This is a genomic window from Winogradskya consettensis (genome assembly GCF_018332715.1).
Taxonomy (GTDB): domain Bacteria; phylum Actinomycetota; class Actinomycetes; order Mycobacteriales; family Micromonosporaceae; genus Actinoplanes; species Actinoplanes consettensis.
In genome coordinates this window covers 1-22,265 of record NZ_BOQP01000053.1, presented here as the reverse complement: position 1 = coordinate 22,265, position 22,265 = coordinate 1, and the positions used below count along the sequence as shown (strand labels likewise).

22 protein-coding genes and 2 tRNA genes are annotated in these 22,265 nt (G+C 67.7%); 13 read left to right on the top strand and 11 right to left on the bottom strand.

The genetic code is table 11. The features are described 5' to 3' along the window. Positions 1-10: 10 nt before the first annotated feature. Positions 11-550, top strand: a complete 540-nt coding sequence (locus tag Aco04nite_RS42620) for a PilW family protein (RefSeq protein WP_213002880.1) — start codon at positions 11-13, stop codon at positions 548-550. On the opposite strand, the gene Aco04nite_RS42615 is transcribed toward Aco04nite_RS42620, so the two are convergent. After that, a complete protein-coding gene (locus tag Aco04nite_RS42615; protein ID WP_213002879.1) occupies positions 547-1,749 on the bottom strand; it encodes a GAF domain-containing sensor histidine kinase in 1,203 nt (400 codons plus the stop codon). The two genes, Aco04nite_RS42620 and Aco04nite_RS42615, sit on opposite strands and share 4 nt — an antisense overlap. 334 nt (positions 1,750-2,083) lie before the next feature. Here Aco04nite_RS42615 and Aco04nite_RS42610 point away from each other — a divergent pair, with 334 nt between their 5' ends. Then, the gene (locus tag Aco04nite_RS42610) at positions 2,084-2,614 is read left to right on the top strand and encodes a YbhB/YbcL family Raf kinase inhibitor-like protein (RefSeq protein ID WP_213002878.1); all 531 of its coding nucleotides are present in this window, start codon (positions 2,084-2,086) and stop codon (positions 2,612-2,614) included. A gap of 227 nt (positions 2,615-2,841) precedes the next feature. Here the strand turns inward: Aco04nite_RS42610 and Aco04nite_RS42605 are convergent, their stop codons facing one another. After that, complete coding sequence (locus tag Aco04nite_RS42605; protein WP_203837419.1) at positions 2,842-3,555, bottom strand: class I SAM-dependent methyltransferase; 714 nt, start codon at positions 3,553-3,555, stop codon at positions 2,842-2,844. Between the two features lie 265 nt (positions 3,556-3,820). On the opposite strand from Aco04nite_RS42605, the gene Aco04nite_RS42600 reads away from it, so the two are divergent. Further along, complete coding sequence (locus Aco04nite_RS42600) at positions 3,821-5,803, top strand: DUF6311 domain-containing protein (protein ID WP_213002877.1); 1,983 nt, start codon at positions 3,821-3,823, stop codon at positions 5,801-5,803. Positions 5,804-5,811: 8 nt separating this feature from the next. Here the strand turns inward: Aco04nite_RS42600 and Aco04nite_RS42595 are convergent, their stop codons facing one another. Next, positions 5,812-6,531: a hypothetical protein gene (locus Aco04nite_RS42595; protein ID WP_213002938.1), complete on the bottom strand. Its 720-nt coding sequence runs from the start codon at positions 6,529-6,531 to the stop codon at positions 5,812-5,814. Between the two features lie 369 nt (positions 6,532-6,900). Here Aco04nite_RS42595 and Aco04nite_RS42590 point away from each other — a divergent pair, with 369 nt between their 5' ends. Beyond that, positions 6,901-8,502: a peptide deformylase gene (locus Aco04nite_RS42590; protein WP_213002876.1), complete on the top strand. Its 1,602-nt coding sequence runs from the start codon at positions 6,901-6,903 to the stop codon at positions 8,500-8,502. On the opposite strand, the gene Aco04nite_RS42585 is transcribed toward Aco04nite_RS42590, so the two are convergent. Then, positions 8,499-9,611, bottom strand: coding sequence for a globin domain-containing protein (locus Aco04nite_RS42585; RefSeq protein WP_213002875.1), 1,113 nt, complete (start codon positions 9,609-9,611; stop codon positions 8,499-8,501). The two genes, Aco04nite_RS42590 and Aco04nite_RS42585, sit on opposite strands and share 4 nt — an antisense overlap. A gap of 119 nt (positions 9,612-9,730) precedes the next feature. Between Aco04nite_RS42585 and Aco04nite_RS42580 the strand changes: the two genes are divergently transcribed. Next, positions 9,731-10,504, top strand: coding sequence for a CPBP family intramembrane glutamic endopeptidase (locus Aco04nite_RS42580; protein ID WP_213002874.1), 774 nt, complete (start codon positions 9,731-9,733; stop codon positions 10,502-10,504). Here Aco04nite_RS42580 and Aco04nite_RS42575 read toward each other — a convergent pair. Next, positions 10,491-10,910 (bottom strand): hypothetical protein, encoded by a 420-nt coding sequence (locus Aco04nite_RS42575; protein ID WP_213002873.1) that lies wholly within the window; start codon positions 10,908-10,910, stop codon positions 10,491-10,493. The genes Aco04nite_RS42580 and Aco04nite_RS42575 overlap by 14 nt on opposite strands. A gap of 322 nt (positions 10,911-11,232) precedes the next feature. On the opposite strand from Aco04nite_RS42575, the gene Aco04nite_RS42570 reads away from it, so the two are divergent. The 3 genes from Aco04nite_RS42570 to Aco04nite_RS42560 all read left to right on the top strand — a co-directional run bounded on the left by Aco04nite_RS42570 (position 11,233) and on the right by Aco04nite_RS42560 (position 13,487). Further along, positions 11,233-11,634 (top strand): hypothetical protein, encoded by a 402-nt coding sequence (locus Aco04nite_RS42570; RefSeq protein WP_213002872.1) that lies wholly within the window; start codon positions 11,233-11,235, stop codon positions 11,632-11,634. 840 nt (positions 11,635-12,474) lie between these two features. Continuing rightward, positions 12,475-12,565: transfer RNA gene (locus Aco04nite_RS42565), tRNA-Ser, on the top strand. 846 nt (positions 12,566-13,411) lie between these two features. Continuing rightward, positions 13,412-13,487, top strand: a tRNA-Arg gene (locus tag Aco04nite_RS42560). A 59-nt stretch (positions 13,488-13,546) separates the two neighbouring features. Here Aco04nite_RS42560 and Aco04nite_RS42555 read toward each other — a convergent pair. The 4 genes from Aco04nite_RS42555 to Aco04nite_RS42540 all read right to left on the bottom strand — a co-directional run bounded on the left by Aco04nite_RS42555 (position 13,547) and on the right by Aco04nite_RS42540 (position 17,368). Beyond that, the gene (locus Aco04nite_RS42555; protein WP_213002871.1) at positions 13,547-14,488 is read right to left on the bottom strand and encodes a TIGR01777 family oxidoreductase; all 942 of its coding nucleotides are present in this window, start codon (positions 14,486-14,488) and stop codon (positions 13,547-13,549) included. Between the two features lie 63 nt (positions 14,489-14,551). Further along, the gene (locus Aco04nite_RS42550; protein ID WP_213002870.1) at positions 14,552-15,574 is read right to left on the bottom strand and encodes a medium chain dehydrogenase/reductase family protein; all 1,023 of its coding nucleotides are present in this window, start codon (positions 15,572-15,574) and stop codon (positions 14,552-14,554) included. After that, positions 15,571-15,984: an ester cyclase gene (locus tag Aco04nite_RS42545; protein WP_213002869.1), complete on the bottom strand. Its 414-nt coding sequence runs from the start codon at positions 15,982-15,984 to the stop codon at positions 15,571-15,573. Before Aco04nite_RS42545 ends, Aco04nite_RS42550 begins: the two co-directional genes overlap by 4 nt. A gap of 130 nt (positions 15,985-16,114) precedes the next feature. Next, positions 16,115-17,368 (bottom strand): ThuA domain-containing protein, encoded by a 1,254-nt coding sequence (locus tag Aco04nite_RS42540; protein WP_213002868.1) that lies wholly within the window; start codon positions 17,366-17,368, stop codon positions 16,115-16,117. Between the two features lie 255 nt (positions 17,369-17,623). On the opposite strand from Aco04nite_RS42540, the gene Aco04nite_RS42535 reads away from it, so the two are divergent. Then, positions 17,624-17,806, top strand: a complete 183-nt coding sequence (locus Aco04nite_RS42535; RefSeq protein ID WP_213002867.1) for a hypothetical protein — start codon at positions 17,624-17,626, stop codon at positions 17,804-17,806. A 72-nt stretch (positions 17,807-17,878) separates the two neighbouring features. After that, complete coding sequence (locus Aco04nite_RS42530; protein WP_213002866.1) at positions 17,879-18,460, top strand: Crp/Fnr family transcriptional regulator; 582 nt, start codon at positions 17,879-17,881, stop codon at positions 18,458-18,460. On the opposite strand, the gene Aco04nite_RS42525 is transcribed toward Aco04nite_RS42530, so the two are convergent. Together Aco04nite_RS42525 and Aco04nite_RS42520 are read right to left on the bottom strand one after the other, a co-directional pair. Beyond that, on the bottom strand, positions 18,446-19,090 hold the full coding sequence (locus tag Aco04nite_RS42525; RefSeq protein ID WP_213002865.1) for a YoaK family protein: 645 nt from the start codon (positions 19,088-19,090) through the stop codon (positions 18,446-18,448). The two genes, Aco04nite_RS42530 and Aco04nite_RS42525, sit on opposite strands and share 15 nt — an antisense overlap. Positions 19,091-19,119: 29 nt before the next feature. After that, positions 19,120-19,725, bottom strand: a complete 606-nt coding sequence (locus Aco04nite_RS42520) for a DNA mismatch repair protein MutL (protein ID WP_213002864.1) — start codon at positions 19,723-19,725, stop codon at positions 19,120-19,122. Positions 19,726-19,761: 36 nt separating this feature from the next. On the opposite strand from Aco04nite_RS42520, the gene Aco04nite_RS42515 reads away from it, so the two are divergent. From Aco04nite_RS42515 to Aco04nite_RS42505, 3 genes are all read left to right on the top strand, one after another. Next, positions 19,762-20,448 carry a response regulator transcription factor gene (locus tag Aco04nite_RS42515; RefSeq protein WP_213002863.1) on the top strand — a complete coding sequence of 229 codons (687 nt, stop codon included), beginning with the start codon at positions 19,762-19,764 and terminating at the stop codon, positions 20,446-20,448. Further along, on the top strand, positions 20,445-21,776 hold the full coding sequence (locus Aco04nite_RS42510) for a sensor histidine kinase (RefSeq protein ID WP_213002862.1): 1,332 nt from the start codon (positions 20,445-20,447) through the stop codon (positions 21,774-21,776). Before Aco04nite_RS42515 ends, Aco04nite_RS42510 begins: the two co-directional genes overlap by 4 nt. Before the next feature lie 28 nt (positions 21,777-21,804). Beyond that, positions 21,805-22,265: lytic polysaccharide monooxygenase (locus tag Aco04nite_RS42505; protein ID WP_213002861.1), on the top strand; the 461-nt coding region annotated here is incomplete at its 3' end.

The window sequence follows — 22,265 nt, the reverse complement described above, 5'->3', positions numbered from 1 at the left end:
TGAACGGGGCATGAGGAAGGCGTCCGACGCGGGCTTCACCTTGGTCGACGTCATCGTGTCGAGCACCGTGATGATGGTTGTCCTGACCATCTTCACCACGAGCATCTTGTCGATGTACCGGTCGGCCAACGCGATCGAGTCGAAGTCCGTCGCGCAGTCGCAGCTCGGGATAGCCCTGCAGCGACTGGACCGCGAAGTCCGGTATGCGCGGGGCATCAGCACCACCCCGGCGACCGGCGCGACGACGATCGACTTCCTCAGCGTGCAGAACCTCAAGGACGAATGCGTCCAGCTGCGGGTCCAGGGCGGGGTCCTCTCCCAGCGCACCTGGGCGTACGGCGTGACGACCTTCGCGCCCACCGCTTGGCAGCCGTTGGCCTCGGGGATCGTCTCGACGGCGCCGTTCACCTACGTCGGCCCCACCGAGCGGCTCGGCTACCAGCAGCTCGCGATCGACCTCAAGACGAACGCCGACCAGGAACAGGCCACCTTCACCGCCCTGAACACCAGCCGAAACAGCGGCAACGACTACTGCGCGGCCGGTCGTTAGGGTCCGGGCAGCGTAAGCCGGACGGTGGTGCCCAGGCCAGGCTCGCTGTCCAGGTGGATGCTGCCGTGGTGGGCGTCGATGATCGAGCGGACGATCGCCAGCCCGAGCCCCGGCCCCGGTGCGGCCATGGTGTCCGCGGCGGCGCTGCGGAAGAAGCGGTCGAAGACGTGCGGGAGTTCACCGGGTGGGATGCCGACGCCGGTGTCCGTGATGATCAGCTCCGGTTCGCCGCCGATGGAGCTGGTCACCGAGATCTCGCCGCCGGGTGCGGTGAACTTGATGGCGTTGACGATCAGGTGGTTGAGCGCCTGCTGCAGCCGTCGCGCGTCGCCGCGGGCGGGCAGGGGGCTCGCCGTGCGATCGCGCAGCTTGACCTCGCGGTGCTCGGCCAGGGGGCGGCACGACGAGGTGACCTGGTGGACGAGCTCGGCCAGGTCGACCTCGTTCAGGTCCAGCGCCAGGCCGTCGTCGCTGAGCCGCGCCACGGTGAGCAGGTCGTCGATGAGGCGCAGCAGCCGATCCGAGTTGCGCTGCATCACCGCGAGGAAACGCTGCGAGGTCTCCGCGTCGAAATCGTCCTCGAGCAGCATCTCCAGATAACCCCGGATCGAGGAGAGTGGCGTACGCAGCTCGTGGCTCACGTTCGCCAGGAACGAGTCCTTCATCCGGTCGAGTTGGCGCAGCCGGTCCGCGATGTTGCCGGCGTGCTTCGCATAGCGGCGCAGCTCCAGCTGGACCGAGGCGTGCCGGGCCAGGCTGCGCAGGGCGCGGCGTTGCTCGGCGGTCAGCTCCCGGGGCTCGTGGTCGATCACGCAGACCGTGCCGACCGAGTGGGTTCCGTCGAGCACGACGGGGGCGCCCGCGTAGAAGCGGAAATTGCGCTCCCCTGTCACCAGGGGGTTCTCGCTGAACCGGGAATCGATCCTGGCATCGGGGACCTCGAGCACCTCGTGGCCGCCGAGCGCGTGGGCGCAGAACGAGATGTCGCGTTGGGTCTCGTCGAGGTCCAGCCCGACCTTGGCCTTGAACCACTGCCGGTCCTCGTCGACGAGGCTGACCAGGCCCATCGGGGTGCCGCAGATCTCCGCCGCGAGCAGCGCGATGTCGTCGAAGTCCTCTTCCGGGAGGGTGTCGAGCACCTCCGCGTCGTGCAGCACCGCGAGACGGGCGATCTCGTCCTCCGGCAGCAGCGCTTTCACGTTCCGATCGTCTCACCGGGTCCGTGCCCGTCGGGCGGGTTTCGCCCGGTACGGCAGTCGGCACCCGCCCTGGGGCGGGTGCCGACTTGCTGGCCGTAACCCGCGAAGCGGGCGGACCGATCCCACCGAGCGCGGGGATCTCAGCCACACGCACCCGGTCGGATGTCTGACTCAACTATTGCCCCGCACAAGCCCTGGCACCCGGACCACCTGTGCGTTTCCCCCGAAGGCGTGTTCCAGCGGAAAGCTGTACGACACCTCACGTGGTTACTGTCGCAATCCTCAGGGCAAGCTCTCCCTGAACCACAAAAGTCGTTGAAGGGACAAAACAGCCATGAGCCTGGAACGGCCAGTAGCCCCGGACCCGTACGACATCCTGCCGCCCGTGCCGTCGTTCTCAGTGACCAGCACGGATGTGACCGACGGCCAGCGTCTCGACGAGTTGTACACGCACACCAGTGCCGGCGGTAAGAATCTCTCCCCGCAGCTCGCCTGGTCCGGTTTTCCCGCCGCGACCCGGGGCTTCGTGGTGACCTGCTTCGACCCGGACGCCCCGACCGGCAGTGGCTTCTGGCACTGGGTCGTGGTGAACCTGCCGGTCTCGGTGACCGAGCTTCCCCGCGGCGTTGACCCCCTGCCGGAGGGCGCCTTCACCATCCGCACCGACTTCGGTGAGAACGGCTACGGCGGTGCCGCCCCGCCGCCCGGGGATCGCCCGCACCGGTACGTCTTCGCGGTGCACGCCCTCGACGTCGACCGCCTGGAGGTGGGCGAGGACGCGACGCCCGCGTACGTCGGGTTCAACCTGGCGTTCCACACGCTGGCCCGCGCGACGATCCGGCCGGTCTACCAGAACAGGTCCTGAATACCCGCACACGACAAAGCCCGCCGGTCTCCTCGGCGGGCTTTGTGCTGTCGGCTCGTGCCGGGCTTACGGGAACGCGCCGATCGGCACGCCCTGCCTGCAATACGAAGCCCGCCAGGTCACCCGGCGGGCTTCGTTCCTACTGTGTTACCCCTCGCGAGTCACCGGCTGAACCGGTCGCTCGCTCCCCTCGCGGTGGCCGGCCGGAGCCGGCTACGCGTCTGTTGTCAGCCCGGGACCTTCGCGACGACGAAGACCGACTGGCCGAACGGCGGGCGCACGATGCTCTCGGCGGCCTTGGTCACCGGCAGGACGAGGCTGTCGTAGACCTTGATCATCGGGCCCTCTTTCGGGGCCAGCTTGAAGATGCTCGTCGCGCTGTAGTAGCCGATGAGGCCGAGCGCGTTCGCGTAGTGCAGCTTCTCGATGGTCAGGCCCGCCTCGGTCATGGCGGCGCGCATCGTCTTCTTGGTGTAGCGGCGGATGTGCCCGGTCGCGATGTCGACGTGGCTCATGGCGAACATGAACGCGGGGACGATCAGGATGACCCGGCCACCCGGGCGCACCAGCTCGGCCATGCTGCGCAGCGCGCCGACGTGGTCCTCGATGTGCTCGAGGACGTTGTAGGACACAGCCGCGCTGTATTCGCCGGCAGCGTCCGGCGCCGGGAGCAGCATCTGCCGCACATCGATGTTGGTGTGGTCGGCGAGGCGCTCCTTGAGCTGCACGAGCCGATCCGGGTCCGCCTCGGTGGCGGTGAAGTGCGGGACGTGATCTGCCCAGGCCAAGGCGTAGTCACCGAGACCGGAGCCGATCTCGATCGGGTTGTCTCCCAGGTACGGGAGGGCCAGCTCGACGAACCACTGGCGGTGGTTCACGGCCGTTGCGAGGCCTTCGAGCACTTCGGACTGGACCCTCTGGTCTCCAGTGATGTCTGCCATAAGTTGAGTTCCCTCGTCTTGCCGATCCGAGCTGACAGCGGGACCGGAAGAGTTAACCATCCGGCGCACGCAACCGAAAGTTGAGCGGCGGGTACCCGCTCATTTTTTTCCTGATTGAGACATTGGCCCCCGGGTACCCAGTCCCGTTACCCATCATGCACGACGCACGTCAAGCGAAGGTAAAACGTGCGTACATATCGGGTCGATCACGCCTAGCCCGGCCGTCACTGCTCTGTTACCTGCCTCGGTTAGGCTCGCCGATGCTATGACGATTACGGGTATTGACTCGACAGGCCAGTCGCCGGGCGGGAACCTTCTGCCTCCGGAACGGACTGCCGCCGCCGATGACCTGGATGCCGAGCTGCTGGCGTTCGAAAGCGATGTAGCCGCGGCACCGATCTCTGTCATACCTGTGGGCATACCCGCTGTTGAGGCGGTTGCCGAGGAGTTCGGGGAGCCGACGGCGCGCCCGCCCTGGTGGCGTTCTCTCACCTGGCGAGACGCCCTCGCGATTACCACCTTCATTGCGGTAGCACTCTTCATCACCGCTCCGTTGTGGCTCAATCTTGATCATGAGTTGCGCGATGATCCGCAGGACCAAGCATTTTTTGAGTGGATGCTGGCGCACGGTGCGCGCGTGCTCACGGATGGCGCTTATCCGTTCTTCTCGGATCGCATGAATTACCCCGATGGGGTGAACATGATGGCCAACACCTCAGTGCTGGCCGTTTCGCTGCCGATGACGCCCATCACTGTCCTCTTCGGGCCGCATGTGGCGTTCAACGCCTTTCTCACTTTGGCGTTGTCGTTCACCGGTATCTCATGGTATTTGGTTCTCTCGCGTCAGTTCGTCTCGTCGCGGCTGGCCGCCTGGGTCGGCGCTCTGTTCGCGACGTTCGCGCCGAGCATGATCTCGCACGCCGGTGGCCACCCGAACATCGTTTCCCAGTTCCTCGTGCCGCTGATCATCTGGCGCGTGCTCGAGCTGCGCCGTGCCGGTCGCGCCGTGCGGGGCGGGCTGATCCTCGCGGGCCTGCTCGTCTGGCAGGCGTTCATCAATCTCGAGATCCTCTTCATGACCGCCGTTGGCCTGGGCATCTTCTGTGCGGTGCTGGCCATCAGCAGGCGCCGTCGCGAGCCCGGTGAGATCAAGGCGTTCCTGCGCGGGCTCGGTGTCGCCGCGTCCGTCGCGCTGACGCTGCTGGCCTATCCGCTCTACGTGCAGTTCTTCGGGCCGCAGAGTTATCACGGGCTTCCCGAGTTCGTCCGGTACTTCGGGGCGGACCTCGGCGCCTTCACTGCGTACGCCCAGCGCTCGATCGCCGGAAACAGTGTGACCGCGAGTCGCCTCGCCCAGAATGCCGCCGAGGAGAATGCGTTCTTCGGCTGGGGACTGGTAATTCTGTTCTTCGGCCTGGTGGCCTGGATGCGTCGTAGTGTGGCCGTCGTCGCGCTGGCCTGCATTGCGTTGTTCTTCGGCGCGATGTCGCTCGGCCCGACAATCCGGGTCAACGGCGTCGACACCGGCGTCGCGGGCATCTGGTCGATGCTGCACAGCGTCCCGGTGCTCAACTCGGCCGTTCCCACCCGCTGGGCACTGGCAATCGCCCCGATGATCGCGATCGTGCTGGCGCTCGGCTGCCAGAAGGCCTCCGACCTGATGAAGGCCCAGCCGGCGGCACGCGGCCCGGTCCGGGTGGCGATGGTCACCGCGGTGGCGATGGCGCTCGTGCCGCTCGCGCCGACCCCGCTGCGGACCGTGCAGATGGACCCTGTGCCCGACTTCGTCACTTCAGGCGCCTGGCGGCAATACGCCGACGAGAACCACACTGTGGTCACGCTGCCGCTGCCGGACAGCTCCTACCCCGATCCGATGCGCTGGAGCGCGTACACAGGGCAGGACATGCGGATCGCCAGTGCGTACGCACTGCTGCCCAACCAGAACCCGCTCGACCCGACCGACAAGTCCGCGCTCTTCGCGCCGCCGTGGCGGCCGACGTCCGGTCTGATGACGTCGATCAAGCAGGGCAACCCGACGCCGGAGATCACCGACACCCGGCGCGAGATGACCCTCGCGGACCTGCGCTATTGGAAAGCCGGCGTCGTCGTGCTCACCCCGCAGGTGCGTGACATCGAGATGCTGCGGGCGATGACCGACCTGCTCGGGTTCCAGCCGACCTGGACCGGTGGCGCGTGGATCTGGGACGTGCGCAACCTGGTCGACGATCCCTCGGCAACGCTCAGCTAGAACGTGCCTTACTGCTTGATGCAGCAGCCGACGCACACCTTGGGCTTGGGCAGCGTGAAGGCCAGGCAGCACGTCTTGCGCTGCACTTCGAGCCGGCCGGTGCGGTTGGGGACCAGTTCGATCAGGTCCTCGATGTCCAGGGCGGTCAGCAGGGTCGTGATGTTCTCGGCAGACGATCCCGCCATCACGTCCGCCGACCGCAGCACCGCGTAGGCGACGCCCGAGGCCAGCGAGCCGAGCAGCGTGCGCTTGCCCAGCCGGACCCGGCCGTGGATCGCATCCAGGATCGGCGTCAGGTGCTCGTCGAGCAGTGAGCGGCGCAGCTCCTCCAGCAGGGCGGCCTCGTCGGCGACGACGCGCACCTGCGGCAGGCCGCTGCCGGCCAGCGTGTCCGACGGCAGCACCGCGACGGTGATGTCCGGGTGCATACCGAGGGTGATCAGCGGGCGCGGGTCGTTGAAGTGCATCAGCGCGCTCGTGCCGGTCAGCAGCGGCACCCGGCGGGCCGAGGCCCACCCCAGAACGGCCGGAAGCGCGAGCCAGTAGGTGTACGCCTTCCACGCCAGCGCGGCGGCGGCGTGCGGCTGTGCCTGCCAGCGCCGGCCCGAGGAAGCCAGCAGCGTGTCGAGCGAACCGGCGGCGAGATCGGCCGTCGGGATCCAACCGGTGGTGTTCCGCACCACAAGATCGGGTGCGAGGCCGGGCAGCTCGGTCGAGGTGCCGAACATGGCACGCAGGGTGGCGGTAACGGGCGCGAGAGGTTGTGTGGCATACGCGGAGTGATCGGCCAGCGCACGATCGAGCGCGATCGTCACTGATGATCACCAACCTCTCGCTGCTGGTATGCCCCACGCGGGACTGACCTGCGGGCTACCGCTGAGGTGACCCACCGTACTCCTCTAAGGCTAGCCTAACCATGCCCAGCGACGGAGTGTTTGCGGGGTGTTCGGAACAAATACCCCCAGCAAGGGTGACCTAACGGAGCGCTGCCTGCCGATCTGTTTCGTCAAGGGATCTGTCGGCAACGCGCTACAAGACCCATCCGGACACCCGAGGACATGGACACTGAGATTCCTGTCGCAAAGGGGACATCCGTGATGACCACCTCGCCCGTCGAGAGGGCCGCCGACCAGTTCGTGACGGCGCTCGCGCAGTGGCGGGTCGAGCGCGGAATGACGAAGAAGCAGCTCGCCGCCCGCATGGGTTTCGACCCCTCCTACGTCAGCCATGTCGAAGGGCGCAGGCACAAGCCGACCGAGGACTTCGCCCGGCGCGCGGAGGCCGTCCTGGCCGCCGGTGGCGTCATCTGGCAGAGATTCCAGGAGTACGACGAGCTGCGGCACGCCCGTGGCCCGGTGCTGCACCGTGACCCTCCGGTGCCGGTCCAGTGGATGCCACCGGGCACCGGTCTCATCGTCGAGCAGGAGATCGCCGAGCTCACCTATGTCAACGGCGCCTATCGCTGCCGGATCCGCCGGGCCCTCTACAACGCCGGCGTCGAACCGGTCACCCGTTACCTGGTCAAGATCGCGGTGGACCGTTACCCGCATGACCCGGCGGGCTCCAACCGGCATCACCGGCGGCACCCGCTCAGTTTCGAGGAGATGGACCTGAAGGCGGTCGCCGGCGAGGGCGACGCCGCGGAGCCGATGCAGTGGCGGCTCAAGCTCGACCGGGACGCCTCCAAGGAGGTCTGGCTGCTCTTCGCGAACGACCACGGGCAGTTCCCCCTCTACCCGGGGGAGCGGACGACCATCGACTACGCGTATTCGGTGGGCGAGGAGAAGTGGGGGCAGTGGTTCCAGCGTGCCGTGCGCCTCCCCACCCGCAACCTGACCGTCCGGCTCGACTTCCCCGTCGAGTTCGAGCCGCAGGTCTGGGGCGTCGAGACCTCGCTCGCCGCCGAGGTCCCCGTGCGTACGCCCCTCGAGCGCCACAACGACGATCACCGCGCGGTCTTCGAGTGGTCGACCGACGCCCCGCTGCTGAACGCCCGGTACCGCCTCGAGTGGCGGTTCCGCGGGCAGAACGCACCCCGCAGCGGCGACGAGGGAGCCCCCAAACCGGAGCTGAACGGCCACGACCACGACCACAACGACGGTCGCGAGCACGGTCCCGAGCATGGTCACGAGCACGGTCACGAGCTGAGAGCGAGTCAGCGGATGCGCGGAATCGGCATCGTGCAGCGCGGCGCGGACCTGCTGCGTCAACGCGCTCGTCACTTCCAGCTACCCCGCGAGGAGCTCGGCGCCCGGGACGCCGTCGCCGTCCTGCGCAGCACCCTGGACCGGCTGGAGGCCGTGCACGACTTCAGCAAGGGCGTCGGACTCTCCGCCCCGCAGATCGGCCTCGCGGTCGCCGCGGCAGTCGTGCGCCCGGCCGAACGAGGTGCCGAACCCGTCGTCCTGCTCAACCCCCGCATCGTCGACGAGTCGAGCGAGACCGACGAACAATACGAGGGCTGCCTGTCCTTCTTCGACTACCGCGGCCTGGTCCCACGACCGCTGCGGGTCGACGTGGAGCACGCCCGCTATGACGGCACCCGGATGATCACATCGTTCGAGTACGCCATGGCCCGCCTGGTCAGCCACGAGATCGACCACCTCGAGGGACGCCTCTACGTCGACCGCATGGCCCCGGACGCGGCACTGGTCCCGGTCGAGGAGTACGGCCAGACCGGCCGCCCCTGGAGCTATTAGGCCTGGTTGAACGCGTCATAGCGGATGCGGATCGAGGGGACCTGGAGCTCCGCGAGGGTCTTCAGGGTCGCCTTGACCATCCGGCCGGAGCCCGAGACGAAGAAGTCGTGCTCGTTCCACGGCCCGTAGCGGGCGACCACTTCGGAGATCTCGCCCTGCTCCCCGGAGAACGTCGGGTCGTCGCTGCACGCCGTGACCACCGACAACCACGGGTAGCGGGCGGCGAGGCGGTTGAGTTCCGCCAGGTCGTACAGGTCGTCGCGATTCTTGGCGCCGAAGAAGACATGCACCCAGCGCGTACGGTTGTAGCGCGTCAGCTCCTCCAACAGCGACTTGATCGGGGCGAGCCCGGTGCCGCCCGCCACGAAAACCGCGTCCCGGGTCGAGCGCCGATCCAGGTTCATCGAGCCCATCGGCGCCGCGAGGCGGATCATGTCCCCCACCTCCAGCCGCCGGACCAGCGCACTCGAGACCCAGCCGGCCCCGACCGCCCGCACGTGGAACTCCAGCGAGTTGTCCCGCCTCGGCGCGTTGGCCGGCGAGTAGGTACGCCACAGCCGCGGCTGGAAACGGGGGCACTCCATGCTCAGGTACTGCCCGGCGCGGTATTCGAGCGGCTGCATGGGCATCGCCGTGAAGACCGCGATGTCGTGGGCCCTGCGTTCGTGGGCGGTGACTTCGGCGTACCAATAGGGCGGATTGGTGTCTGCCTCGGCGCCCGCCATCATCTTCGCTGCGATCACCGCGTACGCGTCGGCCCACGCCTGGTCGTACTCGACGCCCCACTGCTCCCCGGCGTAATGCCGCATCGCCTCGATCAGGGCACCACCGATGAGCTCGTAATGCTCTGGTTCCACGTGAAACTTTCGATGATCACGACCGAGCCCCCGCAGGTAGCTGTCGAACCGCTCCGGGTCCTCCAGGGTCTGCACCGCCGTGACGATCGCCCCGAGCAGCCGAGAGCGCTGCACATCCATGTGGACCGGGAAGAGATCCCGCAGATCGGGATCCGACAGGAAGACGCGCGCATAGAAATACCCGGCGACCTTGTCCTGGTGCTCCTCGACGAGGCTCCAACTCTCCTTGAGCAAGCGCGCGAGGTCTCCCATGCCCCCTAGGGTGGTGAGCGCCAAAGGTTACGCATCGCACCGAACGTGCGACTCTCGTCGCACAATTGCTGACTACCGGCGCGTCGCTTGACCGACAGCGGGCGGCCTAAAGTTGTCGCGTGACGGTGACCCAAGATCGCCCAGTGGCAACCAGGCGCCAGCTCGGCTGGGAGATCGCCATCGTGCTGCTGCTCTCGCTCGGCCAATCGGCGGTCTACGCGGTCGTCTCCCTGGTGGCGAAACTGACCGCGGGCCGGCCCTTGTCGCAACAGACGGCAACGCTGAACCCCTCGCAGTCGGTGCGCCCCTACCTCGACCTGACGTACCAGCTGCTCGGCATCTTCTTCGCCCTTGTGCCCGTGCTCCTGGCCCTCTACCTGCTGACCCGCGACCGCCTCGAGCCAGGACGAACGCTCGGCATCGACTTCCGCAGACCCGGCTCCGATCTTGGCTGGGGCACGTCCCTCGCCGCCGGCATCGGCATCCCGGGCCTCTTACTCGTGTACGCGGCCGCGAAGCTGGGCCTCAACGCACAGATCATCCCCGCGGCACTGAACCCGGTCTGGTGGGCCATCCCGGTCCTGATCCTCTCCGCGATCCAGAACGCCGTCCTCGAAGAGGTCATCGTGGTCGGCTACCTGGTGACCCGTCTCAAGAACCTCGGCTGGCAGCTCTGGTGGATCGTCGCCGCCAGCGCGGTTCTACGCGGTTCCTACCATCTCTACCAGGGCTTCGGCGCCTTCGTCGGCAACGCGGTCATGGGCGTCATCTTCTCGCTCTTCTTCCTCAAGAAGGGCCGGGTGATGCCACTGATCGTCGCCCACAGCATCCTCGACATCGCCGCCTTCGTCGGCTACACCCTGCTCCCACCGAGCTGGCTCAACTGGCTGTAGCCCGGTAGAACTCCACCGCCCGCGCGGCACTCGTCCGCGCCGCAACCCGGCTGCTCAACGTCGCCGCCAGCAGACTCGTCCCCGGAAAGACCCGATTGACGACCCGCAACGCAGCCCACCCACCAGCCTGCGCACTGACCATCCGCCCGAGCCGCCACACCGCATCGGTGAGCCCGGTGCTCTCATACGTGTACTCCCGGGCCGCAGCCAGCGCGGCCACAGCATCCTCCCGGCTGGGATGCACCTTGCTGAGCAGCAACAGATCCACAGCCCGGTCCTCATCAGCGGGGTCCAGCCCGTAGGCAGCAGCCACGTGCAGGGAGAGCTCGGCATGAGTCAACGCCGAAGCACCCAGCAGAGCCAGCGGCGCATAGGACCCGGCAACCGCGGCAAAAACCCCGGTCACACTGCCAAACCTGGTGAACTGCCGCACAGCCAGCCGAGCAATCCCATCAGCCGTCGCAGTCGGATAAGCCCCCCGAACCTGCCGAGCCCAAGCCCCAGCCCGAGGCCCAATCGCCTGCACCGCCGCCAACGCCAGCAACTCCGGCGAATGCCCAGGATCAGCCAATATCCGAGCCCAAGCCTCAGTACGCTCCCCATCCCCGCCCAAACGCAAGGCGCCCCCGGGTGCGTCGGTCTCAGTTGAGACGACGTTCGGCACGTCGGTCTCGGCTTCGACCGCGACGGCTTCAACCGCGATGGCCTGCGGCGTGACGGTTCCAGGCGTGACGGTTCCAGGTGCGACGGTCTCGTGTGCGGCGGCGTTCGGCGCGGCGGCTTCGGATGCGAGGGTTTTGGATGCGGCGGCTTCGGGTGCGCCTGCCTCAGAGGCAACGGACTCGTGGGCCTTCCGCGTGGCGGTCTCGGGTGCGGGGCCTTCGGCCGCGACGGCTTTCAGCGCGACGGTCTCGGATGCGACGACCGTGGCGGGGGTGGCCTCGACGGGGGCGGACGGGGAGTCCGTCAGAGCGGGACCATCGGGCGGCAAGGTCGGTTCCACCACGGGGGAGACGGCCCCCGGCTCCACCGGGGCCGTGGCCGGGGGCCCGTCCAAGGCTGCCGCCCTGGGAGCCCGCGTCGCCCTCTTCGCGGGCTGGTCTTTCACGGGCTGGTTCCTGCCCGGCTGATTCTTGGCCGGCTGGCTCTTCCGCGGAGCGGAACTCGAACCGTTCGCCGCTGGTTTGGCCGGAGCCTTCGCAGGCGCCTGGACTTCTCCACCCTCAGCTGGCGGTGTCGCAGCGACCGGGGCAGCCTTCGCCGGAGCGACGGGAGCAGCCTTCTTCGCCGGCACGCGCTTCCGGGGCTTCGGCGTCACTGCCTCCGGGGCTGCAGGCACCCGTTCCGCAGGGCCAGTCGGCCGTCCCCGAGTTGCGGGTGACTGTCCTGGTGTGACGGGCGGCCGTTCCGTGCCGCCCGGCGACCCTTCCTGGCCGGTCGACGACTGTCCGGGGCCGGCAGGCTGCGATTCCTGGGCGGCGGGCGCGCGTTCGGGTGCGGCAGGCTGCGATTCCTGGGCGGCGGGCGCGCGTTCGGGTGCGGCAGGCTGCGATTCCTGGGCGGCGGGCGCGCGTTCGGGTGCGGCAGGCTGCGATTCCTGGGCGGCGGGCGCGCGTTCGGGGGTGGCGGGCGGCTGCTCCGGGGCGGCGTGCGGCCGTTTCGCGGCGGCGGGCGGGCGCGACTGCGTGGTGGGTTTCTGCGGAGTCTGTTCCGAGGGTGGCCGGAAGGTCACGACGGGTGCTGTCCGGGTCGGCGGCTCGGTAGATTCGGGCTGCTCAGGCGTGCTGAAGGACGGCTTCGGGGCGCGCGGCTGGCGAGGCGGCGGCGGGTTCTCCTCCATGCCGTGCGAGCCTAGCCCCTGAGTCCTGATTCCACCCGCCCGAGCGGATGCCGCGCTGCGGGGCCTACCAGTTTGAACCTCGGTCACCCGGTCCGGTATCCTTGACCCTCGGTGGCCTTCAAGCCGCTGGGGAGACTTCGCCTAGTCTGGTCTATGGCGCCGCACTGCTAATGCGGTTGGGGTTTTATAGCCCCTCCCGGGTTCGAATCCCGGAGTCTCCGCTCGTTCCGAAAGCTACATTCGCACTCCTGCGAATGTAGCTTTTGCCATTTCCGGGTGCGAGCGACGCGTTCGGTCCCCAGCGCGATCTCGACATCCGAGTGACCGTCAGCAAACCCGATCGCGTCGAGCCCCACGTGAGCGGGCGCAACACCCGCCGTGTCGAAAGCCGAAGCATCGACGTCGTCTGGTGTGGTGGCGGTGACCCGGTGCTTCCCATCGACCCTCAGAACCGGATCGCGTTGCGCCGCTTCGGCCATGAGCGCGTTGAGGCCACCGAGGTCGCCCGTCGGAACGTGCGAGCAGTGCCTGCTGATCTCCGGCTCACCGCGATGGGTGCAGCTTGACGTCGATGCGGGGGAAGAGCGTGACGCTGATGCCCGCGACGCCCCGCAGCCAGTCTCTGGCCGGCGGCACTTCCTTCGGCGATGCCGAACGCACGTTCAGCTGCCTCGGCAGACTTTGGTCAGGTGCCAGGGCGCGCTCATCGACGCACGCAGATCCCAGATGCGCCTCAGATGTGGCATGTCCGGAACGCCATTGACCGCGGCCTGTCATTGAGCATGGACGCGCGACGTGAGCCTTCCGGCAGCCGCTCACGCGCCGATGGCATCCGCATCAACTATGTGAGCCCCGCCCCAGCGTCCGCACACGAGGTTGCCGACGTCATCGTCCGACACCTCGGCCCGACTTTGCCCATGTCAACGGCACTATCCTCGACGTGTCCGGCATGCGGCTGCCAGGACCCCAACCGGCATGCGGCGCGCCTGCGACGACATGCTAGAGTCGTTTCTCGCAGGTCCGGGAAGGCCAAGCCGGGCAGGCAAAGATCGAAAGTAGTTCGGTAAGCGCCCGTAGCTCAATGGATAGAGCATCTGACTACGGATCAGAAGGTTAGGGGTTCGAGTCCCTTCGGGCGCACCACCAAAAAATGACCTCCACCAGTGGTGGGGGTCATTTTTATTGCCTCGCGATGCGCTCGGCTACTGGGAGCGGCGGCGTGCGGTCAGATCTTCCGCTGCGGTGGGCCACTCCGGGTGGTCGAAGCTGAACCCCGCGTCGATGAGCCGGCCCGGAACAACGCGTCGGCTTTTGAGGAGCAGCTCGGTGTCCGACCGGAGGGCGAACGCGCCGATCTCGGCCATGTGACGCGTAGCGGGTAGACCGACCGGCACCCGCCAGGCCGAACGTAGCTCCCGCATGAACTCTCGCTGCGGCAACGGCCCGGGTGCGGCCAGGTTGACGGCGCCGACGAGGTCGTCGCGCTCCATCAGAAAGCGGATGGCCCGGACGAAGTCGTCGTCGTGGATCCAGGAAACGTATTGCCGCCCGCCGGCGACCGGGCCGCCGAGGCCGAGGCAGGCGAGCCGGCTCAACACGTCGAAGACGCCGCCCCGGTCCGGGCTCATCACCATGGCCGCCCGCAGAGCGACCTTGCGGGTGTGGGGTGTTGCTGCTTGCTCCTGGGCAGCTTCCCAGTTCTTGGCGATCTTGACGCTGTAGGCCCAGTAGTCGGGTACGCCGTCCTCGTCGCCGCCGATCACGCCGTCGTGCTCGTCGTTGGCGGCGTCGAAGCGGTGCGCATAAATCGTTGCGGTGCTCATCTGCAGCCACACCTTGGGCGGCCGGGCAGCGGCGGCGATGGCCTCGCCGACGACACGCGCTGAATCCACGCGCGAGCTCATCATGGCTTCGAGGTTTTCCCTGGTGTACCTGCAGCTCACGCTGCGACCCGCCAGGTTGATGACGACGTCGCTGCCGTCGATCTCCGCCGCCCAGTCGCCCAGTGTCGACCCGTCCCAGCGGACCTGCCGCTTGTGCACAGGTGAGCGGGTCAGCACGACGACATCGTGGCCGTCCGCGGTCAGCGCGCGGTCCAGGATTGCGCCCACCTGCCCGGTTCCGCCGGGAATGACGATCTTCATAGCTGCCCCTCGCCGATGTTGAGCATCTGCTCAAACTCAGCGTACGACCTTTTGAGCGATCGCTCAACCAGGGATCAACACGACCTTGCCGACGATGGTGTGGGATTCGGCCACCTCGACCGCCTTGCGGATGTCGGTCAGGGGCAGGCGTGCCGCGATTTGCGGGCGTAGGACCCCGTCGCCGAGCAGGGTGAGAACGGCTGCCATGTCCTCCTGCAGCCGGCTGCGGAATCGTTCGGGCCGCAGGAGCTTGCCGCCCCAGACGTCGAAGAAGCCGGCTCGGCGACCGTTCGGCAGTGCGTTGAGCCAGGCGAGTTGACCGAGCAGGCCGATGAAGGCGGGGATCATCGGCCCGGAGTCCTTGAGCATGGCGTAGCTGACGAGGGTCCCGCCCCTGGCCAGCAGGGACCAGGAGCGGGCGATGCTCTTGCCGCCGATGTGGTCGAAGACGGCATCGACTCCGTCTGGCGCCAGATCGCGGACCCGGGTGGCCAGCTCGGGGTCGTTGTAGTCGACGGGCAGCACGCCGAGATCGCGCAGGGCGGCGTGGTGGCGGGGTGATGAGGTGCCGATGACCCGGGCGCCGGCGTGCAGGGCGAGTTGGGCCAGGGTGGTGCCCACGCCGCCGTTGACGCCGTGGATCAGGATCGTCTGGCCCGCGCGTACCTTCGCCCGGCGGTGCAGCATCTGGTAAGCCGTCAGGCCGCTGACCATTACGGTCTCCACCTCCCCGGCGTCCAGCCCGGCCGGAACGGGTACCAGGTCGACGGCATCGAGCAGGGCGTGGGTGGTCCAGCCGCCGGTTTTGGTCATGGCCGCGAACCGCCGGCCCACCAGGGTCGCATCCACCCCGGGGCCGGTCGCGGTCACCGTTGCGACCAGGTCATATCCGGGTACGAAGGGAAACTTGGGCTGTCCGGGATAGCGACCGAGTCGCATGGCGTGCTCGGCGAAGGAGATGCCGGTTGCGTCCACTGCCACCAGCACCTCGCCGCGGGCCGGGGCGGGCAGAACGCGCCGACGAAGTTCCAGCCCGTCGGGCTCCACCGGGCCGGGCATGACGACCTCGGTCACCTCGGTGCTCATGAGAAGAACTGCAGCTGGGTCATCAGGATGTGGATGTCGGTGTTGACCCAGTATTCGGCGATCAGCCCGTTGTCCGTACGCAGGATGTCGGTGCCGGTGAAATCGACCTTCGTGCCGACGGGGGCGTTCGCTCCTGGCATGCCGCCGGCGTAGCTGCCCTCGGCCCGCCAGCGCAGGGCGATCCGGTCGGCGTCGATGATCGGTCCGACCTCGATGGCAAAGGTGAGGTCGGGGAGGGCGGCGCGGGTCTGCGCGATCCAGGCAACCAGCGCCTCGGGGCTGTTGACAGCGCTGCCGTCTCCGCCATCCATCATCGCCGCGTGCACCCGGAACTCGGGAGCGATGAACTCCTCGACCCCTGCGTAGTCGCCGTTCCACAGGTGCAGCCAGGAGTTGACCAGGTTCGACATGAGATTCCCTTCGTCAAAATGTTGTGCTTACAGTCGTAACCATACATGCGAACCTTACGATCGTAAACATAGAACGAGAAGAAGCCCGCGGACTGGCGTACGGTCCGCGGGCAGGTAAAAAGGGAAGCGGTCAGCGAGTGAGGCGGAAGCTCTGCGCGGCAGTGCCGTTGCAGGCGTACTGGACCAGCTGGACGCTGTCCGCGAGGGAGGCGGCCGGCACGTCCAGGCACTTGCCGCTGTTGCGGTTGACGAAGTGGTAGTAGCCGGCGCCCTCGCTGACGGGTAGCCACTGCTGGTTGGTGCCGCCGCCGTAGGTCCAGGTCTGGATCGGGGCGTTGTCCGCTGTGGACACGTTGGTCACGTCGAGGGCCTGGGCGCTGTTGCCGCGGTTGTTGATGCGGACGTAACCGCTGCTGGTCGGGGCGAACTGGTACTGCTGCGCATTGCTGACGTTGCAGGCGTACTGCTGGATCGCTGTGCCGTTGGTTGTGCCTGCAGCCCGGGCGTCGAGGCACTTGCCGCTGTTCTTGTTGACGACCGGGTACCAGGCAGCGGGGTCGATGGGGGGCTGTTCGGAGCCTGACTCGCCGGCCAGCCACAGGATGCTGTTGATCAGCCACTGGTTCTGCTGCGCGCTTGCGAACGTGGACGACGTACGCGTATTGGTGTCGTAGTTCATGCCGTTGTGGCCGAAGTTCGTGTAGACCATCTTGTAGTTCCGGTTGGTCCAGATCAGCGGGTAGAAGCCGCTCGTCCACTGCTGGTTGGGGTCGGTGCCGACCGGGAAACTGGACGCGTCGATCGAGGCGAGGATGTCGATGTCCGGGTTCTGCCGCAGGTCCCGGCTCCACGAGTACCACTCGCTGACCGCCGACGGGATCGTGGCCGGCAGGCCCGCGGTGGTCGGGTGGCTACGGTCCTCGATCTTGAGCGTCTCGGCGGTCGGGCCCCACGTGTTGGTGGCGAAGTTCCCCGAGCCGAGAAACGTGTTGTAGTACCAGCTCCAGTCATTGGCGTTCGTGGTGAACGCGCTGACGTGGAAGCCCATCCAGGCGCCGCCGTTCTGCATGTACTGCTGGAAAGCGGCCCGGCGCTCGGCCGGCGGGGCATCGTCGAGAAACATGATGACCTTGTAGTCGGCGAGGCCGGAGGCGCTGAGTCGGCTCCAGTCGGTGGTGGCCTCCCATGTGAAGCCGTTCTGCGCGGCGGCCTGCGGGAACCACTCCTTCGCTTCCTTGTCGAAGTCGATATGGGCGGCGTCCCAGGTGCCGTTGTAGAACGCGAGCACCTTGAAAGGCGTGGCGGCGTGGGCGGGCACGGCGGCTGTCGCGACAGCGGTGACCAGGGCGACGGCCGCTATGAGGGTGCGTCTGAGCAGACTCATGGCAGGTACCTCGGGGATGAGAGCGGTTGGGGGCGGCGCCGCTGGCTTCATCCTGCAACATCGCTGTCCTTCGATACAAGGAATAGTTAATTCAATTTCCGATACCAGCCGGGGTGCTTCGGTGGCTGTCAGTGATAGTTGCCGCATCGGGTGGGGTGCGGGTCGGGTGTACGGAGGGTGCCGGATGGTTGCGGTCGCGTGGGAGATTGGCCCTGGCCTGCGGTTCTGTGGGTCCTTGCGGCCTGGGGAGGGTCAGTGGAGGAAGCTCTGTCGGCCTACGGCGATGGCCGGGTGGACGGTTTTGTGGGGCAGCGTGATCCGGCGCGGGCCGAGCATCCCGTGACAGGGGTCGACTACCGGCGTGGGTTCCTGGACGGCCGGGTCGAGGTGTTCCAGATGATGGCGGGCGTTCGCCGGTTGCTCGAAGCCGACGACTGAGGTCATCCATCGTGGACCGCATCCACCTTTGGGAGGAATGCGGTCCGGGTCCGGGTAGCGCAACCTGGGACCATGACGTCAGCTTTCGCCGAGGGTTGGCGGCCTGCGACCCTGCTCGGTCGACTCACCGAGCCCGACCGCACCGAGCTGCTGAGTCTCGGGATCGAGCACGACTATCCCGCCGGCGGCGTGCTGATGTTCCAGGACGACTCCCGGCGTGACGCGTTGTTGTTGCTCAGTGGCTACGCGAAGGTGACAGCCGCCGTGGAGGGGCACACGATGCTGCTGGCGATCCGGGCCCAGGGCGACGTCGTCGGCGAGCCGGCTGCGCCCACCCATGCGGCGACCATCATCGCGTGCACTCCGGTGGTGGCCCGCACCGTGCCGCTCACGGTCCTGACGGACTACCTGGTCCGCCGGCCGGCCGCCGGTGACCTGCTCAAAACGCTTGTCATGACCGAGTTGACCGGCGCCAACCAGCGGCGGGACGAGTTCGCGACGCTGACGGTCCGCGAGCGGCTGGCCCGGGTGACGGGCGAGCTCGCGGCGCTCTGCGGCTCGCCGGTACTGCCGGCCTGGATCACGGAGGCGGACCTGGCCGATCTGGTCGACGCGCCGGTTGCCTCGGTCCCGGCCGCACTACGCAGCCTCTAGTTCCTTTTTCCGTACGCAAGCCAGCAGCCCGATCGCGACAACCATGACAACCCCCGCGAACAACAGGGCGATCGCGCCGTCCTTGAAATGCCGGACGAGCAGCGCGGCGACCAGCGCGCCCACCCCCATCGCGAGAATCGCCCCGAGCCGCCGCGCCCACGACGTCCCCGGTCCTCCGGCAGCGCGGCTGTCCGTGGAGAGGTTCACCATCGTCATGGTGACCACCACGGTCGACAGATCGCGGATGCCGACATGCTTGACCGCCGCGGCCTGCGCGCCCAGCACCAGAGCCAGGATCGCGGTGATGACCACCAGCGTGTTGTCGCCCGGCTTCCCCACGATCGCCCAGGCCGCCCCGACGAGCAGCGTCACCGCACAGCCCGCGATCAGCACGATCAGGCTCTTGCGTGGCAGCGTGGCGTCGGAGGTCCCGCGGGTGAATCTGCCGCCGAGGACCGCGCCGAGCATGAACGCGAGCAGCGCGACCACGTTGTTGAGCACCGGCAGATCCGGCTCGCCGGCCAGACCGAAGCCGATGAACAGCACGTTGCCCGTCATGTTGCCGGTGAAGACCCGGTCGAGGGCCAGGTAGCTGACACCGTCGATCGCGCCGGTCGCCGCGGTGAGCACCAGCAGCGGCCCGTCATAGGACTTGATGATCAGGACCCGACCTCGTCGACCTGGGCGAACGGCTTATCCGCCTGCCACACCACATGCACGATAAAGCTGTGGTTGGTCTCGTTGAAGTACACCGCGAGGTTGTCGGCAGTGTTCTGCACGGTCGCCACCGAATAACCGTCCGCGGGGGTCGCGGTCACGAGCTTGATGACGCCGTCCGACGCGCGGATGACCGTTTGGCCGCCTTCGACGCGGAACGAGCGGACGTACGTGCGTACGCCATCCTCGTCCGTCGTGACGGTCCAGCCGTCCTCGGTCGTCGTGGTGGGGGCCTTGGTTGTCGGTTTGGTGGTCGCCGGTGCTTCCGACGTCGGGGTGCTCCTGGACGGCGACTTGGACCGGGACTTCGAGGACGACGGCGAAGCGTGCGAGGACGATTTGGGCGGCTTCGTCGTCACGATCGGAGCCGGGATCGGCCTCGGCGTCAACTCACCGGAGTCGCGGAGCTGGTCGACCGAGACAAGAGTGCCCTCATCGGCAGTGGCCGTGCGAAGAACGGGCAACATCGCCACCGAGGCGAGAGCGACGCTGGTCAGCGTGGCCGCGCACCAGCCCAGCACGGGGAACCAGCTCCGGGAAGATCGCACGCGGGTTATGTTCTCACTGCCTCTATGGTGTTCGCCATGGCGTTGATCCTGTTGGTCGAGGACGACCGCAACATCACGGCTGCGATGGTGCGGGCGCTCACCGACGCCGGCCATGTCGTGCGGCCGGTCGGGCAGGCGACCGAGGCGCTGAAGGTCGTCACCGAGGATCAGCCCGACCTTGTGATTCTCGACCTCGGGCTACCCGACATCGATGGCACCGACGCGCTGCGGATGATGCGGTCAGTCTCGGCTGTGCCGGTCATCGTGGCGACCGCCCGGCGCTCGGAAGCCGACATCATCGCGCTGCTCAGCGCGGGTGCCGATGACTACGTGACCAAGCCTTTCTCCAGCGGGCACATTCTGGCGCGCATCAATGCCGTGCTTCGGCGTACGCAAGCAGCAGTTGCCCAGGCACCAACAGTGATCGTCGTCGGCGACCTGGAGATCAACCCCAGGCAGCGCCGCGTCGCCCTCGGCGGCCAGGCCCTGCAACTGACCCGCCGCGAATTCGACGTGCTCACCTATCTCGCCGAGCGCGTGGGGCAGGTGATCAGCCGGCGGGAACTGCTCACCGAGGTCTGGAACCAGTCCCGGATCGGTGAGGAACAGACGATCGACGTCCACATCAGCTGGCTGCGGCGCAAACTGGGCGAAACGGCGGCGGCGCCGAGATATCTGCATACCGTACGCGGGGTGGGCGTGATGATGGTCGATCCACGGTGAGATGGGAGCTGAACCGGCTCGCGCTCGCGATCACCTCCATGGTGGCCATCGCGTTCCTCGTGCCGCTGATCTACGCGACCGGGAAGATCGCGCATGACCGCGCCCTCAGCGACGCCCGCCAGCAGGCAGCGGCGATCGTGGCGGCGCTCGCCGTCGACGCCGATCCGGGACTGCTGAACAACGCGGTGGCCAGCACGATCGCCGGCAGCACGGGCCGGCTCGCAGTTCATCTCCCCGGCATCGACACCGTCGGCACCACCCACGTGGGCGACACCGAGATCGAGCAGGCCAACCAGTACCGGCGCTCGGTGACCGCGGATGTGCCGGGCGGGCTCGCGTACCTGCAACCCAGCGTGCTCAGCGACGGCCGGTCAGCGGTCATCGAGGTCTTCGTCCCCGACGAGGAGATGCGCCGCGGCGTCTGGCCGGCCTGGCTCGCCCTGGTCGCGCTGGCGTTCGTGCTGGTCGCGGGTTCGGTGCTCTTCGCCGACCGGCTCGGCAGCCGCCTCGTCAGAGCAACCCGCGAATTGGCCGGTTCCAGCAGACGTCTCGGTTCAGGCGATCTGAGGGTACGCGTGGAGCCCAGCGGTCCCCGCGAACTCCAGGACGCCGCTCACGCGTTCAACTCGATGGCCGCCGACCTGCGCCGACTTCTCGACGCGGAGCGTGAACTCGCCGCGGACCTGTCGCATCGCCTGCGTACCCCGCTGACGGCCCTGCGCCTCGACGCCGAGACCATGCCACCCGGCCTGATCGCCGACCGCATGCGCCAGGCCTGCGACATGCTCGACGAAGAACTCGAAGCGATCATCGCGGGCGCCCGCCTCGGCGTCGAAGCCCGCGGCAACGAGCAATCCGACCTGATCGAGGTCCTCGCCGACCGGCTCGCGTTCTGGTCGGCGCTCGCCGAGGACCAGCAGCGCCCCTGGGAAGTCATCGGCGGCCAGACCCCCGTGCCGGTCCCGCTCCCGCGCAGCGAGCTGATCCTGGCCGTGGACTCCCTGCTCGGCAACGTCTTCGCGCACACCCCCGAAGGCGTCGCGTTCCGCGTCACCGTCTCCCCGGCGGGCCTGCTCGTCGACGACGCGGGCCCCGGCATCGCCGACCCGGAAACGGCCGTCCAGCGCGGGGTCAGCGGCGCGGGCTCCTCGGGCCTGGGGCTGGACATCGTGCGTCGCGTCGCCGAAGCGGCCGGCGGGCACATGGAGATCAGCCGGGGGCCGTTGGGCGGGGCCCGGATCGGGCTGCTGTTGGGCGTACCCCAATCCGCACCATCGGCACCACCCACCGAGATCGGCCGCCGCCGCCGGGGCCGAGCCGCTTCATAAGTCCTTCCGCTCTCTTTAAGGCTCCTTTATGGAAACCGCGGATACGGTCCTCCCGTCACGTGGTTCCGTCTTGGAGGATTCAAATGCGCAGGTCGTCGCCTATCCGCTGGTAGCCCTGGGAGCAATCGGCTCAACGCTGGCGGTCGCCTCACCCGCACTGGCCCACGGCTACGTCTCGGCACCCCCGAGCCGCCAAGCCCTCTGCGCCTCAGGAGCCGTCAAGGACTGCGGCCAGATCCAATTCGAGCCCCAGAGCGTCGAAGGCATCAAAGGTCTGAAATCGTGCGACGGCGGCGTATCCCAGTTCTCGGTCCTCGCCGACGAGAGCCGCAACTGGCCGGCCAAATCAGTAGGCACCAACGTCACCTTCACCTGGGTGATGACGGCCCGCCACCGGACAGTTGACTGGCAATACTTCATCGACGGCAAAAAGGTAGCCACCGTCAACGGCGGCAATGAGCAGCCGGACGGAACGTGTCAAGGAATTGA

Coding starts and splice junctions, on each gene's coding strand:
- Aco04nite_RS42620 (WP_213002880.1), top strand. CDS start 11: ATGAGGAAGGCGTCCGACGCGGGCTTCACCTTGGTCGACGTCATCGTG.
- Aco04nite_RS42610 (WP_213002878.1), top strand. CDS start 2,084: ATGAGCCTGGAACGGCCAGTAGCCCCGGACCCGTACGACATCCTGCCG.
- Aco04nite_RS42605 (WP_203837419.1), bottom strand. CDS start 3,555: ATGGCAGACATCACTGGAGACCAGAGGGTCCAGTCCGAAGTGCTCGAA.
- Aco04nite_RS42600 (WP_213002877.1), top strand. CDS start 3,821: ATGACGATTACGGGTATTGACTCGACAGGCCAGTCGCCGGGCGGGAAC.
- Aco04nite_RS42595 (WP_213002938.1), bottom strand. CDS start 6,531: ATGTTCGGCACCTCGACCGAGCTGCCCGGCCTCGCACCCGATCTTGTG.
- Aco04nite_RS42590 (WP_213002876.1), top strand. CDS start 6,901: ATGACCACCTCGCCCGTCGAGAGGGCCGCCGACCAGTTCGTGACGGCG.
- Aco04nite_RS42585 (WP_213002875.1), bottom strand. CDS start 9,611: ATGGGAGACCTCGCGCGCTTGCTCAAGGAGAGTTGGAGCCTCGTCGAG.
- Aco04nite_RS42555 (WP_213002871.1), bottom strand. CDS start 14,488: ATGAAGATCGTCATTCCCGGCGGAACCGGGCAGGTGGGCGCAATCCTG.
- Aco04nite_RS42550 (WP_213002870.1), bottom strand. CDS start 15,574: ATGAGCACCGAGGTGACCGAGGTCGTCATGCCCGGCCCGGTGGAGCCC.
- Aco04nite_RS42545 (WP_213002869.1), bottom strand. CDS start 15,984: ATGTCGAACCTGGTCAACTCCTGGCTGCACCTGTGGAACGGCGACTAC.
- Aco04nite_RS42540 (WP_213002868.1), bottom strand. CDS start 17,368: ATGAGTCTGCTCAGACGCACCCTCATAGCGGCCGTCGCCCTGGTCACC.
- Aco04nite_RS42530 (WP_213002866.1), top strand. CDS start 17,879: ATGACGTCAGCTTTCGCCGAGGGTTGGCGGCCTGCGACCCTGCTCGGT.
- Aco04nite_RS42515 (WP_213002863.1), top strand. CDS start 19,762: ATGGCGTTGATCCTGTTGGTCGAGGACGACCGCAACATCACGGCTGCG.